We start from the raw sequence: 16,324 nt of genomic DNA on the forward strand, positions 1-16,324 counted from the left end.
TGCTTGACCAAGATAGTTGGGAAACGGCTTCGTATGTATTATCGTAGTATTCGAGCTTAATATCATACTTCTGACCAGCAACCAGTGCGATCGAGCCACTGTGTTCCGTAGCTGATTGATCGACAAACTTGTTGATGATTTGTTGACCATTCACCCACAGTCGCACACCATCATCAGTAGAGGTATGGAAATTGTAAGTTTCGCTGTACTTGGCTTGTACCTGACCTGTCCAACGCGCTGAGAAGGTATCTACACCGATGGATGGATCTGGAGAACCAAGGGCCCAGTTAAAGTTAACCGTCGCATCTGTGCGAGTTTGCTTCAGGTTGGTGAAGTCGATGTTGTCATAGTACTCTCCTTTGAGTCCCTTGCCATTACCAACTACAGGAGGTACGTTGACATTGTTGACATTACTGTACAGTTGGGACTGAGGAATAATTTCTTTTGCTTGAGAAGTGCTTGACCAAGATAGTTGGGAAACGGCTTCGTATGTATTATCGTAGTATTCGAGTTTAATATCATACTTCTGACCAGCAACCAGTGCGATCGCGCCAATGTTTTCTGTGGCTGATTGATCGACAAACTTGTTGATGATTTGTTGACCATTCACCCACAGTCGCACGCCATCATCAGTAGTGGTGTAGAAATTGTAAGTTTCGCTGTACTTGGCTTCTACCTGACCTGTCCAACGTGCTGAGAAGGTATCTACACCTACGGATGGATCTGGAGAACCAAGGGCCCAGTTAAAGTTAACTGTCGCATCTGTGCGAGTTTTCTTCAGGTTGGTGAAATCGATGTTGTCGTAGTACTCTGCTTTTAGCCCATCTCCCTGAGAGAGAGCGCTAGCACTAGCCCGAGCAGAAATATTGCTGGGTTGTGCCTGATTCTCTAAAGCAGATGGTTGAGCAACAATTGTTGGATTTACAGATGTTGACAGCTGTTGATTCTGTTCATTCATTGAGATATATGCCTCACAATAGAGCTAAAACTAATGCCATAATCAATACTTTTGGATTAGTTTTATGTTTAATGTTTTCAACAAAAAATGCGTAATAATCGTAGCGTGATTATGTTGATAATCAAATCATTATTTACCTATCAACATATTCTTAATTAAGACTGATACTATTTCATTCACTTGCTAATACAAAGCAATTTATTAATGCATGATACTTTGGGTTCTGCTATTTGTATCAACATTAAAATAGTATGCCTTAATGATATGCCTGCCTATGTTTTCTCTGAAAGGAAATATAAAAAACGTGTATTATATCAAATACTAAAGATTACTTTAAGGGGGTATTAGTCCTGGTTAATGTTTGTTTTCTTCAGGCAAATTTGTGAGTTTAATTCATAGTTTTTTCCTCCAGCAAGAATTGCCTTCTGCAACTCGACTGACTTTATACTGAGCCTGTATTTCCTGAGCTTGTCTTTGGTGCAGCCTCTCGTAGAGAAGGGTAAAAATTGCGATCGCCGAAGTCCTCCAGCCTTCTCTTATAAAAAATCACAAATCACCATTTTTGAGAGCTTCTAATTTCTACTGACGTGCAGGTGTATGAAGGTGAGGCAAAGCAAAGCACAATCGGAGTATATAGATACTTAAGTATTTATAGGGGCAATAAGACACATTTCGTTTAAGTACTGTTTTTAGATTAATCAATTACATATTTGACACTAGAACACGATGTTATGTCTATCTTTATTGTGGAACTTTGTTTAAATATTCACATTGATATATATATTTTTAAAGGAATATAAAAGTTTTGATGAGTTTTACATAAAAATCCCCAACATACAGGATAATCCCATGTTTTTTCTCTGTATAGATATTAATTATATGAAAATTGTATAAAGAAATCTTTTTCTATTTAAAGATTTGACAAAGTATGATTTATCTATGCTTTATCTTGACGCGTATTCGGAACACAATCCGTAGCAATTCCCCGAATATCGGACTTTTCGAGCAACCTTGTTGTAGGTGAACTATCCAGCGAATTGCTACGCAGCAGTTTCACTGAACGCAAGGACTTATCAGCGTCTGAAACCCTACTATTTCGTTCATTTACAAAAGTTTTTAATTTACTTCAAGTCGGAAAAATTACAAGTTTGACGTTGCACATTCCCACTTTCCCCTAGACTAGGGGCAGCAACCTTGTTCAAACTGGCTGAGGAAAGTGGATTTTGACTGAGACAAACAATTTAAACTCTACCATCCAGAATGTCTCACGCAGGGAATTGCGAGATTTAGTGCGGACTCAGCTGCAAATGCTCCTAGAAGCAGGAGACTTGCAGGGAGCAAAAGCTATTCTCGTACCTGTACAGCCTGCGGATATTGCCGAGGCGATTGAGGGTTTACCAGAAGCGATGCACGCTTTGGCTTTTCGCTTGCTTTCTAAGGATGAGGCGATCGAGGTTTATGAATATCTCGACTATAGTGTTCAAGAACGGTTAATCGAGGAACTTAAAAGCCAGGAAGTCCGCGATATTGTCGATCAAATGTCGTCGGATGACCGGGCTAGATTATTTGATGAATTACCAGCAAAAGTTGTTAATCGTCTGTTAGAGCAACTGAGTCCCGCAGAACGCCAAGCTACAGCCCAACTATTGGGTTATGAAGCTGATACTGCTGGGCGAATCATGACGCTAGAGTTAATTTCGCTGAAAGAAAACTTTACAGTATCTCAAGCTCTAGAGCGAATTCGCAACTTAGCTAATGCCAGTGAGATGATTTATTATCTTTATGTCATGGATGCGGCAAGGCGCTTAACGGGGATTGTATCGTTGCGGGAATTGGTGACTTCTCAGCCTGAGCAGATTATTGGCGAAATTATGACCCGTGATGTGGTGTTTGTCTACACTGATACAGACCAAGAAGAAGTTGCCAGATTAATCCAAAGATATGACTTTTTAGCTGTGCCTGTAGTCGATAGAGAACAGCGTCTAGTAGGTATTGTCACCGTAGATGATGTGATTGATATTTTGCAACAAGAAACCACCGAAGATATCTATGCCTTGGGTGGTGGTGTGCAGTCGGGGGGCGACAACTATTTTCAGATGAATTTACTGGAAATTGCTCGGAAGCGGGTTGTATGGTTATTGGTCTTACTTGTAACCAATACCATTACAGGAACGATTATTAAGTCGCAAGAAGACCTTTTAGCAAAAGTGGTGACACTGACGGCGTTTATCCCCTTGCTGACGGGGACTGGTGGTAATGTGGGCGCTCAATCTTCCACGGTAGTGATTCGCGGGATGAACACCGATGAAATCCGATCGCTTGGCGCATTGCAGGTAATTGGCCGAGAGGCGATCGCAGGCGCATTATTGGGGGGAATGTTAGGTACGATCGCTACTGTCTGGGCTTATTTTCTCCAAGGACGATTAGAAGTAGCGATCGCAGTCGGCACTAGTTTGGTAGCTATTTCTCTTTTAGCTTCTATCTCCGGTTCAGCACTGCCGTTTCTATTTCGCTACCTCCGTTTAGATCCGGCATTAATGTCAGCACCATTCATCACCACAGCAGTTGATGTAGTAGGTGTTTTGATTTACTTCAATTTAGCGCGGGTAATTTTAAAGTTATGAAAAGAGTCATTTGTTATTAGTTATTTGTCATTAGTCATTTAGTGAAGAACAAAGTACAAATGACTAATGACTAATTTTTACAATTCTGATGCTGTCTCTGGAGCAACAATTTCGCCAGTACCTAATTCTAGTATCAAGTCCTGATCAGTAATCAATCCGCTGAGTTCTTTAACTTGTAAATTCATTTCTTCACAAGCTTGTCTGAGTTCTTGTGCAAATTTGTTGAGGTCTTGACCATAGCCACATTGATAAGCAGCAGTTTCAATTCCTTGCTTGGCATTTGCTCTAGCACAATCTACTAGTTCTGTGCCATACAGTGGTGTAGGAGATGCCATAGACTTAGTTATTACTTCTTAAATGTACACTGCTAGATAGATTACCAATATTTCAACATTTACTCATCCCTCCAATGGAAGACCATTAGGGTAGAGTCATTAGTCATTTGTCATTTGTCATTTGTCATTAGTAAATAACCAATGACTAATACTACTCTACAAGAGGCTACGCTAATGGCAAGCTCAGTACAAATGACAAATGACCAAAGACAAATGACAAATGACTAACTATTTTACTTACCCATTAACCACTTCTCCACCATTGACATGTAACACTTGTCCAGAGACATAAGAACCATCATCAGAGGCTAAAAATACATAGCTGGGAGCAACTTCTTCTGGTTGTCCGGCTCGTTGCATTGGTACTTGTTTACCAAAAGTTTCAACTTTCTCTTCAGGAAAAGTTGAAGGAATTAAAGGTGTCCAAATTGGCCCTGGTGCAACAGCATTAACGCGAATTCCTTTTGACACCAAATTTTGTGACAAGGAGCGAGTAAAGGCAACGATCGCACCTTTTGTAGATGAATAATCTAGTAGTTGTGGATTACCTTTATAAGCTGTTACCGATGTGGTATTAATGATAGAACTGCCTGCTTGTAAATGTTTGAGTGCAGCTTTAGTCATGAAAAACATCGAGAATATATTGGTGCGGAAAGTTCGCTCTAGTTGCTCTTTGGTAATTTCCTCGATACTTTCTTTTGGATGTTGTTCGGCGGCGTTGTTGATGAGAATATCGAGTTTGCCAAACTCACCAACTGTTTGTTGGATTGCTTGCTGACAAAAGGTTTCATCGCCAATATCACCTGCAATGGTGACTGCACGACGCCCTTGTTTTTCTACCAAATGTTTTGTTTCTTTGGCATCGTCGTGTTCATTCAGGTAAAGGATCGCCACATCTGCACCTTCTTTAGCAAATGCGATCGCTACAGCACGACCAATACCACTATCTGCACCTGTAATCAATGCTACTTTATCTTGTAACTTGCCACTACCCCGATACTGAGCATCATCTGCTTTAGGTTTTGGCGTCATTTCTGATTCAATACCTGGTACTTCTTGTTGCTGTGGCGGTTGTAATTTTTGCTCTTTTTTCTCTTTTGATTTAGGCATAGTTTTTCTCTTGGTAATTGAATTTTGAATGTAATTAAGTATTGGGAATTTGGGTTAGGTAAGAGGTGAAAGTTAACAGGTGATCGGAAATAATCTGTACTTTATTCTTCATATTCATCAAAAGCAAACCTCGGATCAAAAATTTAACCCAAGGTTTATTTTCTGCTTTGACTCTCACTTGCCATTTGCAACTTTAGGCTTTTATACCCCAGATGCTTGTCAAAGTTACTTATTGCTGGTAGATTTATGCTGCTTAGATTTTTTATCCTCACACCTAATTACGAAAACAAGTACACAACGATTCTCTGATGAAAATTTTATTATTCTCATCTGCTTTTAAGGTAACTATTCTGTAGCTGTAGTTTATCGCTCCATAGAGGTAAAGTAATCTATAATTTGCTCAATCTTAAGACAGAAAATAATTTAAATAAGAGTTACTCAATTAGCTAATTATGATCTCTTGTATCTTATGAATTGTGCCATTACCGCTAAATGAAAATAAATGTTTCTACTTTCTCACTTCATGGTTGCAAAAATACCTAATTTATGAAGTCAAATTTTGTTAATATTAATATTTATTTAGTTTTATATCTGTATAGCTGCCTTTTTGCAGACTAAATTTATTGCAAAAGCAATTGATAAACTAATAGGCCAAAAGTTTGTGTGGTGCGCTACATTGAGATTATTAGAGGGCAGGGGTTATGGCAACACTAAATATTTCTGAGTTAGAGCAAGTTGAAAAGTTTCGCCACTTACAATTAACCCTACGCGATCGCTGGAAAACTAGCGAGCTATTTGACAATAGTGAAGCGGATATTTTAATTATTCCCTCCTTGAGTCTTGACCAGCGCGAACTCCAAAAGATCGAAGGCTGTGAGCATTATGAAGAAAGATTACTATTTTCTTTAATTCGGTTGCGGAATCCCCGGACTCGGCTGGTTTATGTAACATCAGTACCGCTGCATCCTAGTATCATTGATTATTATCTGCAACTGTTGCCAGGAATTCCCTTTTCTCATGCCCGCAATCGCTTGCTGCTACTTTCTACTTACGATTCCTCTCTTAAGCCTCTTAGCCAAAAGATTTTAGAACGCCCCCGACTGCTAGAAAGGATTCATCAATCTTTGAGGCTAGACAAATCATTTATGATCTGCTACAACTCTTCGCACTGGGAAGGCGAATTGTCTTTAAAATTAGGTGTACCACTGTATGCTGCTGCACCAGATTTACAGATTTGGGGGACAAAAAGTGGCAGTCGGCAAATCTTCGCCGAAAGTGGAGTATCTCACCCAGATGGCAGCGAAAAAGTTTGGAACCACGAAGATTTGGCAAAAGCTACTAGTGATTTGTGGGAACGTCAACCGACATTAAAACGGGTAGTGGTAAAACTCAACGAAGGCATTTCTGGAGAGGGAAATGCATTGGTGGATTTTAGGCCGATTGAGAATTTAGCACCAGGAATTGGTACTCATGACCAAAGGGTAGCAGCAATTAGCGATCGCTTCTCAACAATGCGCTTTCAAGCAAAACTTGAAACTTGGGATAATTTTTCGGGAAGAATCCCGGAATTAGGGGCAATTGTCGAAGCTTTTGTGGAAGGTGAAATTAAGCGATCGCCCAGTGTCCAAGGACGGATTACACCCACTGGCGAAGTCGAAATTCTTTCAACCCATGACCAAATTCTGGGAGGCCCAGACGGTCAGATTTATCTTGGTTGTAGCTTTCCCGCTGATGAAAGATATCGATTGCAATTACAGCAATTGGGGCTGCAAGTCGGCAGAAAATTAGCAGAAAAAGGTACTTTAGAGCGATTTGGTGTAGATTTTATCGCCGTTGACAAGGGTAACGGAGAGTGGGATATTCAGGCGATCGAAATTAACCTGCGTAAAGGCGGTACAACTCATCCATTCATGACCCTGAAATTATTAACGAACGGCCGCTATGACCTTTCCACGGGTTTATTTTATAGTCAGCAAGGTCGTCCAAAATACTATATTGCCACTGACAATCTGCAAAAAGAGCGCTATCAGGGATTATTACCTAATGATTTGATGGATATCATCGCTCACCACAGACTGCACTTCGATAGCGGTACTGAGACGGGCACAGTGTTTCATCTGATGGGTTGCCTTTCGCAGTTTGGCAAGTTGGGATTAACCAGCATCGGTGATTCTCCGCAACAAGCACAAGATATTTATAACAGAGTTGTGAAAGTTCTGGATGAAGAAACCCGCAGCGAAAATCGTGATTTCTCGGCGCTTTCAGATTATTCCTTTCCCGTGGTTTGGGATGAACATAGTTAAGAATAGGGAGATTGTATTTTGTCGGTTGCTATGGTATGGTTTATACCAACAAATGCACCATGAAAATTAAATAAGTACATACGTTTTGCGTGCAAGCTAATGGTTAGTTTCCTGAAGCCATTGTGTTAAGAAGTGTAAACTGAGGGGGTCGTGCAATGGCTGAAAAGCTTATTGTTTCGTAGACCCCCTCAGATGACTTGCTGTATAAAGGTTTGAGCTACTTGAAGACTATAATTATTGTCAATAATTGTGGTTTGTTGACAGGTAAAATAGACCCCCCTCAGTCTTGCAGTTCTGTAAGCCTTATTTGGTAAGCTTTCTGTAAGGGTAGGGTTTTAAATCTCTTACCCCTCACGGGGATGGAAACTTTCATCCAACCATAATCTTGCCCCGTCTTCTTTCATGTTTTAAATCTCTTGCCCCTCACGGGGATGGAAACATTTAGCTACTTTCACTCCTGCATTAATCAGGTTAGTGTTTTAAATCTCTTACCCCTCACGGGGATGGAAACAAAAATTTTAGATTGGAGTTAGCCGAAATAATCGGAGTTTTAAATCTCTTACCCCTCACGGGGATGGAAACTTACTCAAGAAAGTGAAGTGTACACAAATGCAGGCAAAAGTTTTAAATCTCTTACCCCTCACGGGGATGGAAACGTTGGCTTGCTGCCATCAATGTTAATGATAACTGCTTGTTTTAAATCTCTTACCCCTCACGGGGATGGAAACCTTTGATAATGTTTGCTAGAAGAAGCAATGTGGCAATAGTTTTAAATCTCTTACCCCTCACGGGGATGGAAACATAGCAACGCCACTGGCATTGCATACGTCAATAGCTATTTGTTTTAAATCTCTTACCCCTCACGGGGATGGAAACAGCTCAAGGACACGCTGCATAGTTGCAGCGGTTTCTGCGTTTTAAATCTCTTACCCCTCACGGGGATGGAAACTATTTCTAAATGCTGCTTGTGCATTTACATTCCCCATTGTTTTAAATCTCTTACCCCTCACGGGGATGGAAACCATTAGTTACTGTTGCATACACTTTCAAATTTTTAGTTGTTTTAAATCTCTTACCCCTCACGGGGATGGAAACGCTGGAGGCGGATCTGGTGGTAATTCTAACACCAGATGTTTTAAATCTCTTACCCCTCACGGGGATGGAAACTTAACCTTCCTTTTCCTTAAAGCTCAAAATCTTCCAAGGGTTTTAAATCTCTTACCCCTCACGGGGATGGAAATTGCAATTTGCTAGCTTGATTGACTCTAGTGAAAAATAGTTTTAAATCTCTTACCCCTCACGGGGATGGAAATGCAGCTTTAACTGTGGCTGAAAGAGTTAGAGCCGCAGGGTTTTAAATCTCTTTTACCGAAACAGGATATGGAGTGTTGATATAACTGATTAGCGGATTAGTTCTGAATGCGCTGATCGCTATTAGGTAAACCTTGCTGGTTATTTGGCTCTTTACCAGATTGCGATTGAGTATATATATAGGTTACTAATGCCAGAGTCAGCCCAATGGCAAAGACCACTCCCAGGATTCGCAAAAAATTGGGAGTAATTCTTGTAGCTAGCTGCCCACTTAGCCTTGGTTGGTAAATAGTGTCATCCGTTGGCACTTGTTGTCTACCTTGACTAGATGCTGGTCGCGGTTGATATAAAGTCACATCTCGCGGCACTTGTTGCCCACTTTGACTAGATCCAGGTCGCGGTTGAAATAATGTCTTATCTGGTGGTACTTGTTGCCCACTTTGATTAGCCGCAGGTCGCGGTTGAAACAATGTCTTATCTGGTGGTACTCGTTGTCCGCTTTGATTAGCCCCAGGTCGCGGTTGGAACAATGTCTTATCTGGTGGTACTTGTTGTCCGCTTTGATTAGCCCCAGGTCGCGGTTGAAATAATGTCTTATCTGGTGGTACTTGTTGCCCACCTTGATTAGACGCAGGTCGTGGTTGATACAACGTCACATCCGGTTTGTTGGCGTTCGGATTATTCACAGGACTCTGTTGACTTTGTTCAACTGGGTTAAATGGTCTGGGAACGGTTTCGTGATTTGAACCTTGGTTGTGTCCAGGTTGAAGGGGAGGAATGGTTTCCTCAGATTGGTTTTGCTCAATCGGGTTAAATTGTCTTGGAATGGTTTCGTGATTTGAACCCTGATTATATGCAGATGGAGGACGCAGAATAATATCGTCGCTCGATTGTCTCGGAACGGTTTCGTGATTTGAACCTTGATTATATGCAGATGGAGGGCGGAGAATAGTGTCGTCGTTCGATTGTCTTGGAACGGTTTCGTGATTTGAACCCTGATTATATGCAGATGGAGGGCGGAGAATAGTATCGTCGTTTGATTGTCTCGGAACGGTTTCGTTATTTGAACCTTGATTATAGGAAGATCGCCCACTAATCTGGTCGGGTACACTAGTAGTCCCGGTGGCAAATTTGGCAGCAGCTTGCAAAGCCTGATTCAGTTCTGCTACAGTTGCAAATCGGTTTGCTGGGTTTTTGTGGAGACATTTCATCACCACCGCTTCTAATTGTACGGATAAATGCTCACACCCTGGTTGCGATCGCAGTGGTTTCGGTGGCTCATAAGCATGAGCTAATACCCAAGAAGCCTCACTGATATGACTACCCTTAATGCTGATTCCAAATGGGTCGGCTGCACTCAGCATTTCATAAAGGATAATCCCTAAGCTGTAAATATCACCTCTAGCATCCAAGTTTTGATCGCTTTGGATCTGTTCAGGAGGTGCGTAACGAAATGTACCGATAAATGTACTAGTTATATTTGTAATATTGGAATTTTCTGAAGATTCACTCCGAATTTTGGCAACACCAAAATCCAAAACCTTGACCCACTCTCCCAAATCTGTAGGTACTAGAAATATATTATCTGGCTTCAGGTCGCGGTGAATTACCTGAATATGTTCAGTGGTTTTGCCACCATCCCGTTGCAGAGTCACTCCCTGATGGGCAAGCTGTAAACCCTTGCAAACTTGCGCCATAATCTTCACCGTCCGCTCAACAGATAGCCGCTTTTCGCGCAGCAATAATTGTCTGAGCGTTTGTCCCCGCAAATATTCCATCACATAAAATGGAAAACCTTCTGGGGTAACTCCACAGTCACTAATCTTAACAATGTGGTCACTTTGCAAAGCAGCACAAACTGCCACTTCACGCTCAAAACGCTTTCTCATTTCTAGTGATGCCACCAGCGTATCTTTGAGCAACTTCAACGCTACCTGTTGACCAACACGGGTATCCGTTGCTAGGAAGACTTCTCCCATGCCACCCCCGCCTAACCGTCTGTCTAAACGGTATCGCTGGTTATCACCTACAAAGCGACCATTCCAAGAATTTGAAGAAGGTGGGGATTTCATCTGGGGGAACCCATCCTAGTTACTTTAAAGTGTTAGCTTTAGTCCGAGATAATACTAGTATTACAAATATGATTGCTTGCTTCGTAATCTAGATAAATATTAGTAATATATGCTACCAGCATTTTTCTAACTATACCCAGCTTAACATAAAAGTAATGCTAGCAATTTGATAAAATGTTTAAAATTAAGACCTATGATAGTTGAAATTTGTTCCTAATGTTAAGTTAACGCAAAGTTGACGCAGGTAATAGCTTCAGTAGTGCTGAGTCTTGAGTGCTGAGTAACCAAGAGAGGGAAACGGCAAAGCGCAAACTACGAACCTAGCAAGTCAAACTTGACAGATGAGTAATTTATGCTAGCAAGATGAGCTTAAATTACACTGCTAATTTTGACTAGTGAATCAGGAGGCAAGATGGAAAGCAACACCAGCGCATGGTGGATATATGCATTATTTTCGGCTGGCTTTGCAGCATTGACAACTATCTTTGCCAAAATTGGTATAGAAAATGTGAATCCTAATTTAGCAACAGCAATCCGAACTGTTGTCATCTTAGTAGTTGCTTGGGGGATTGTACTTTTTCAGGGAAATGTAGTTAATATCTTAGCTATACCCCAAAAAACCATGATTTTCTTATTATTATCTGGACTATCTACAGGGTTATCATGGATTTTTTACTTCCAAGCCTTACAAGCCGGAAAAGCCTCTCTTGTCGCACCAATTGATAAATCAAGCTTGGTATTAGTTTTATTATTTTCAGTCATTTTTTTGGGAGAATCCTTAAGCTGGAAGATTATTTTAGGAACTGGGTTAATATTCATAGGTACTTTAGTTTTAATCATTTAAAGTCTTAACTAAGCTCGACTTTATCCTAAATTCAGAACTTGGTTCCCTGGATACGGCAAAAACTTTTTCCATATCACTAATTCTCGTTAAAATCGAAAAAGTAAAACTACCGTCGCACAAAGTTTTCAGTATCAGCTTGAACATTGCCAAAAAATGGATAAAGTCGAGCTAAGAGGATGTTTTAAAAGTACCGGAAGGTATAATTTTGCTGTTATATAGGAATTCGCTTTGATTTCTGAACTGATTTGCGTAGGCAGGGAATAGGCAATAGGCAATAGGCAATAGGAAAGAAGGCTTCTTAGTTGTACTGAGTTTTTTCAGAAATCAAATATGAGTCCTATAGACTGCATGAAGTTTAACGAAAAATTAAGCTAGGGGACTTTGCCCCTTGCCAAGCCTTATTAATTGAGATGCTAAGTGCATTTATGCAGTGCTGTACTAATAGCTGCTAATATGCATTTCTATACCCTGCGGATAGTCTCTGCTACAGAATATTTAAAGTTTTGCAAAATATATTCTGTCAATGTGCTCTGGCGTACATGATTAATATGTGCTATTGCCATGAGGAATAAGGATGAGTAATGTGCTCTCTATAGCCGCAGTGACAGCAGTACTTAAAGTCTTGCTGGAAAATGGTTTAGTCAGCGATCCGATCGCTGCTAGTGTTGGTGATGTGATTGTAACTGCCCTACCGCCTGATCGAATTTCAGTTGAAGCTGACGAGCGTGCCCAAATTAACCTCTTTCTCTATCAAGTGACGCAGAATCGCAATGTCGATTGGGTATCTCAAGAATTTCGGAGTAGGCATTCGCGTATTAATGGAAACCCGCGCTCTCCAACTCCACCACTAGCTCTTGACCTCCATTATTTGCTAACAGCCTACGGAGCCAAAGACTTTCAGGCGGAGCTATTACTGGGATACGCAATGCAATTATTACATAAAACACCAGCTATCACATCAGATATTATTGAGAATACTTTAATAAATGCATCTACAACCAATACCTCAAGTGCTTTTTCGCAAGCTGTAGCAACTGTGTCCGTATCCGATTTAGCTGAACAAATTGGGCAGATAAAATTGACTCCAGAGTTTTTTAATATGGAAGAAACTTCTAAGTTATGGTCTGCTTTACAAACGCACTATCGACCTTCAGCTACCTATCTGGCATCAATGGTATTGATTGAAAGTAGCAATGACAAGTCTGAAAGTTTCTCCATGATGCCTTTGTCTCAACCGAGTATAGAGCAAGTTATAGCTCCGGCAAAGACTGATCAAATGATTGTTGCAGGTACAACATTAGTAATCCGTGGTAAACGGTTACGCGGTGAAATCACACGAGTTCGTTTGGGTAATAGGGAGACATTACTAGTACCTCAAGAAGTAAAAGAAACACAAATCAGTTTGTTAGTCCCGCCAGATTTATACGCAAGCGTACAGGGTATCCAAATTGTCCATCTGACAATGGGTAATGCAGGGCAAACAGATCATCTCGTTGAATCAAACGTTGCGGCTTTTGTTCTCCATCCAACAATTACAGCATTCGTCGCTCAAGTGGAAAATAGCGGCGACAATTTACGCACAGCAGAAATTACCGTTAAATTCCAACCTAAAGTAGGTAACGCACAGCGGGTAGTTTTACTACTCAATGAGGTATCAGGTGATAGTCCGGTAACTTACTCTTTTTTGGTTGCACCACGCACTGAAGATACTGATGTAGTCACGATTCCTGTAAAAAACGTGAAGCCAGGAACTTATATTGTCCGGGTGCGGGTAGATGGAGCGGAAAGTCCACTGTTCAAGAGTCAGTCTGGAGCTTATGATTTGCCACAGGTGGCTATTTTATGAATCCGACAACAATTAATCGCAATTGGGATGAAGCAAACTACTGCTACTTATCAGCAGCCCTAGCGGTGGTGCGTGGTATTTTAGAAAATCACACGGCAAAAGAGCAAAATCAACCAGAGGAGGAAAAGCAAGGGAATTTACAGCAAGCGTTACAGAAAGCTGCTGCTGCTATGCCTGCACCATCGACATTGGAGAGAATATGCAAAATGTTTAGCCTCTCATCCTTTGAACGTGATTTATTGCTGTTGTGTGCAGGTATGGAGTTGAATGGAGATTTTGCGAAATTGTGTGCTATAATGCACGGGGATTTGCAACGAGCTTACCCAACCTTGAGTTTAGCTCTGGCAGCTTTACCTAACGTCCACTGGGATGCGATCGCTCCAAATGCTCCCTTACGTCATTGGCGATTGATTCAGATTGGTGACGGTCATGCCCTGACCCTCAGTCCCCTAAGAATTGACGAGCGGATTTTACATTATCTCACGGGCATTCAATATCTTGATGAACGCTTGGCTGGCATCATTGAGCCATCACAAGAGATTAGTGATTTAGTACCCTCCCACCAAGATTTAGCAGAGCGAGTAGCAGCAGTTTGGTCACAAGCTTACAAGGTTAAGAGCTTGCCAGTTGTTCAGTTATGTAGTAAGGAAACTACTAGCAAACGCGCCATCGCTGCTAGAGTTTGTCAACTCCAAGGTTTAAACCTGTGGGTAATGCCTGCACAACTCATTCCATTAGCACCTAGTGAGTTGGATAATCTCATCCGCCTGTGGACTCGCGAGACGATTTTAAGTAAGTCTGCTTTACTCATAGACTGCAACGAACTGGATACCAATGATACAGCGCGGCTAAATGCGATCGCTCGTTTTATCGAACGTACAAAGGGCTTTTTAATAGTTACTAGTCGGGAACGCATCGGCTTATCACAATGCCTAGTAGTTAATTTTGACGTATATCAGCCAACTAGCAAAGAACAAAGTGCCGTTTGGCAAGATGCACTAAGTACCATCGCACCGCAAATGAACGGGCAAGTTAAAACCCTAGTGGATCAATTTAACCTAAGTGCCCCAACTATCCGCGCTGCTTGTGCAGAAGCCGCAGGACAGTTAGCACAAACACCAGACAACGATAATATCAGCAATATTTTATGGGATGCTTGCCGTGTGCAAGCACGTCCGCGCTTGGATGAACTCGCCCAACGGATTGAGCCATCGGGTGATTGGGAGGACTTGGTATTACCAGAGACACAGAAACAAATTCTCCGGGAAATTGCGGCTCATGTCCGCCAACGTAGTACTGTATATAATAATTGGGGTTTTGGTGCCAAGAGTGCTAGGGGATTGGGAATCAGCGCTCTATTTGCAGGTGCTAGCGGCACTGGTAAAACATTGGGAGCAGAAGTACTGGCCCATAAATTGCGCCTCGACCTTTATCGCATTGACCTATCATCGGTAGTCAGCAAATATATTGGCGAGACAGAGAAGAATTTGCGCCGGGTATTTGATGCAGCAGAACAAGGCGGCGTGATTTTGTTATTTGATGAAGCTGATGCTTTATTTGGTAAACGGAGTGAAGTTAAAGATGCCCGCGATCGCTATGCCAATATTGAAGTTAGCTACCTATTGCAACGCATGGAAAGCTACCCAGGTTTAGCAGTCCTAACTACCAACCTGAAGAGTTCAATTGATACAGCCTTTCTGCGGCGGATTCGCTTTGTGGTGCAATTCCCCTTCCCGGATACAACGCAACGAGCGGAAATTTGGCGACGCGTCTTTCCAGCCGAAACCCCAACCGCAGACTTAGATGCTCTGCAACTAGGACGGCTAAATGTCGCTGGGGGTAATATCCGTAACATAGCCTTAAATGCAGCTTTCCTCGCTGCCGATGCTGGGGAACCAGTGCAAATGAAACACGTATTGCGGGCGGCTCAAACAGAATATAGTAAGTTAGAGAAACCCCTGACTGATGCGGAAGTTGGCGGATGGATGTAATTTGGCAATTTTGACCTTATACCAATTTGAAAAATGATTGCGACAGATGGATTCACACCAAGCCAGACGCACCAAGGCAATTCCAAATCCAAAATCTAAAATCCAAAATCTAAAATAGTATTACTCTGGTAATTCACCAAATCTTTCCCGATAGCGAGCAAGCATGGACTCCATTTGGGCAAGTTGCTGCTCGGCTTGTTCGCGTTGCTGTTCGGCTTGTTGACGCTGTTGCTGTTCTTGGCGTGCTACTTCTTCTGGCGTGGGCATCAGTTGTCCATCGGGAGTGAAAAAGCGCAACTTTGATTCATAAACTCCCAAATATAACTGCAATTGCTGACTCCATAACCAACCTGCTTCATTTGTTTGCAGTTCTTGATAACGACCATCTAATAAATGAAATCCTTTAAATTCTAAACTTACCGGGTCAAACCAAAAATAATCAGGAGTCCGCCAAATATCTTGATAGATTTCCTTTTTCAACCCTCTATCAGTAGCAGCTGTTTTGTCAGAAAGAATCTCTACAATCACATTTGGGTATTTGCCATCTTCTTCCCAAACTACCCAGCTTTTGCGTATTTTGCGTTGGGTATTTAAAACTACAAAGAAGTCGGGGCCTCTAAAGTGCTCAGACTTGCGTTGACGCGGACTGTAATAAATCGTCATGTTACCGCAAGCGTAAAAATCTTGACGCTCCTGCCACAACCATTCCAAACACTGAATCAACAGCAGTATTTGCCGCAAGTGAAGTTCTGTTTCCAAAGGTGGTTCATCACTGTATAAATCACCAGGAGGAAATATAACATCTTCTGGTGTGTCTTCTAAAATTATTCCTAAATCTTGAGCAGAAGACATAATAATTTCTATTTTGACAAGATAAATCTAACTTAACCCAATTCATTCACCTGCAAAAGCGATCGCCCCAGTTTTTCA

At 41.6% G+C, this 16,324-nt stretch carries 10 protein-coding genes and 1 CRISPR repeat array; of the genes, 5 read left to right on the forward strand and 5 right to left on the reverse strand.

All coding sequences use genetic code 11. The annotated features are described in order from the left end of the window. The coding region (locus ABF638_RS11040) for a PA14 domain-containing protein (protein WP_435022778.1) at window positions 1–958 on the reverse strand (958 nt) is incomplete at its 3' end. A 1,223-nt stretch (window positions 959–2,181) separates the two neighbouring features. On the opposite strand from ABF638_RS11040, the gene mgtE reads away from it, so the two are divergent. Next, a complete protein-coding gene (mgtE, locus tag ABF638_RS11045; RefSeq protein ID WP_435022780.1) occupies window positions 2,182–3,582 on the forward strand; it encodes a magnesium transporter in 1,401 nt (466 codons plus the stop codon). Window positions 3,583–3,659: 77 nt separating this feature from the next. Here mgtE and ABF638_RS11050 read toward each other — a convergent pair whose 3' ends face one another. Together ABF638_RS11050 and ABF638_RS11055 are read right to left on the reverse strand one after the other, a co-directional pair. Beyond that, complete coding sequence (locus ABF638_RS11050) at window positions 3,660–3,917, reverse strand: hypothetical protein (RefSeq protein WP_069074584.1); 258 nt, start codon at window positions 3,915–3,917, stop codon at window positions 3,660–3,662. 237 nt (window positions 3,918–4,154) lie between these two features. Beyond that, complete coding sequence (locus tag ABF638_RS11055; RefSeq protein ID WP_435022782.1) at window positions 4,155–5,027, reverse strand: SDR family oxidoreductase; 873 nt, start codon at window positions 5,025–5,027, stop codon at window positions 4,155–4,157. A 701-nt stretch (window positions 5,028–5,728) separates the two neighbouring features. On the opposite strand from ABF638_RS11055, the gene ABF638_RS11060 reads away from it, so the two are divergent. Then, window positions 5,729–7,330 (forward strand): peptide ligase PGM1-related protein, encoded by a 1,602-nt coding sequence (locus ABF638_RS11060; protein WP_435022783.1) that lies wholly within the window; start codon window positions 5,729–5,731, stop codon window positions 7,328–7,330. 332 nt (window positions 7,331–7,662) lie between these two features. Beyond that, a CRISPR array of direct repeats spans window positions 7,663–8,643; the repeat unit is 35 nt; unit sequence GTTTTAAATCTCTTACCCCTCACGGGGATGGAAAC. A gap of 96 nt (window positions 8,644–8,739) precedes the next feature. Here the strand turns inward: ABF638_RS11060 and ABF638_RS11065 are convergent. Continuing rightward, window positions 8,740–10,713, reverse strand: coding sequence for a protein kinase domain-containing protein (locus tag ABF638_RS11065; protein WP_435022784.1), 1,974 nt, complete (start codon window positions 10,711–10,713; stop codon window positions 8,740–8,742). 412 nt (window positions 10,714–11,125) lie between these two features. Here ABF638_RS11065 and ABF638_RS11070 point away from each other — a divergent pair, with 412 nt between their 5' ends. From ABF638_RS11070 to ABF638_RS11080, 3 genes are all read left to right on the forward strand, one after another. Continuing rightward, window positions 11,126–11,557, forward strand: coding sequence for an EamA family transporter (locus ABF638_RS11070; RefSeq protein WP_435022785.1), 432 nt, complete (start codon window positions 11,126–11,128; stop codon window positions 11,555–11,557). Between the two features lie 574 nt (window positions 11,558–12,131). Next, complete coding sequence (locus ABF638_RS11075; RefSeq protein WP_435022786.1) at window positions 12,132–13,403, forward strand: DUF4255 domain-containing protein; 1,272 nt, start codon at window positions 12,132–12,134, stop codon at window positions 13,401–13,403. Next, entirely contained in the window at window positions 13,400–15,394 is a 1,995-nt protein-coding gene (locus ABF638_RS11080; protein ID WP_435022787.1) for an ATP-binding protein, read from the forward strand. Before ABF638_RS11075 ends, ABF638_RS11080 begins: the two co-directional genes overlap by 4 nt. Before the next feature lie 120 nt (window positions 15,395–15,514). Here the strand turns inward: ABF638_RS11080 and ABF638_RS11085 are convergent, their stop codons facing one another. Then, the gene (locus ABF638_RS11085; protein ID WP_435022788.1) at window positions 15,515–16,246 is read right to left on the reverse strand and encodes a Uma2 family endonuclease; all 732 of its coding nucleotides are present in this window, start codon (window positions 16,244–16,246) and stop codon (window positions 15,515–15,517) included. Between the last annotated feature and the right edge of the window lie 78 nt (window positions 16,247–16,324).

This window comes from Nostoc sp. CALU 1950, assembly GCF_051172895.1.
GTDB lineage: Bacteria > Cyanobacteriota > Cyanobacteriia > Cyanobacteriales > Nostocaceae > Nostoc > Nostoc edaphicum_A.

Bases quoted from the DNA above. Each gene is read 5' to 3' on its own strand.
- ABF638_RS11050 (WP_069074584.1), bottom strand. From the start codon at position 3,917: ATGGCATCTCCTACACCACTGTATGGCACAGAACTAGTAGATTGTGCT.
- ABF638_RS11055 (WP_435022782.1), bottom strand. From the start codon at position 5,027: ATGCCTAAATCAAAAGAGAAAAAAGAGCAAAAATTACAACCGCCACAG.
- ABF638_RS11060 (WP_435022783.1), top strand. From the start codon at position 5,729: ATGGCAACACTAAATATTTCTGAGTTAGAGCAAGTTGAAAAGTTTCGC.
- ABF638_RS11065 (WP_435022784.1), bottom strand. From the start codon at position 10,713: ATGAAATCCCCACCTTCTTCAAATTCTTGGAATGGTCGCTTTGTAGGT.
- ABF638_RS11070 (WP_435022785.1), top strand. From the start codon at position 11,126: ATGGAAAGCAACACCAGCGCATGGTGGATATATGCATTATTTTCGGCT.
- ABF638_RS11075 (WP_435022786.1), top strand. From the start codon at position 12,132: ATGAGTAATGTGCTCTCTATAGCCGCAGTGACAGCAGTACTTAAAGTC.
- ABF638_RS11080 (WP_435022787.1), top strand. From the start codon at position 13,400: ATGAATCCGACAACAATTAATCGCAATTGGGATGAAGCAAACTACTGC.
- ABF638_RS11085 (WP_435022788.1), bottom strand. From the start codon at position 16,246: ATGTCTTCTGCTCAAGATTTAGGAATAATTTTAGAAGACACACCAGAA.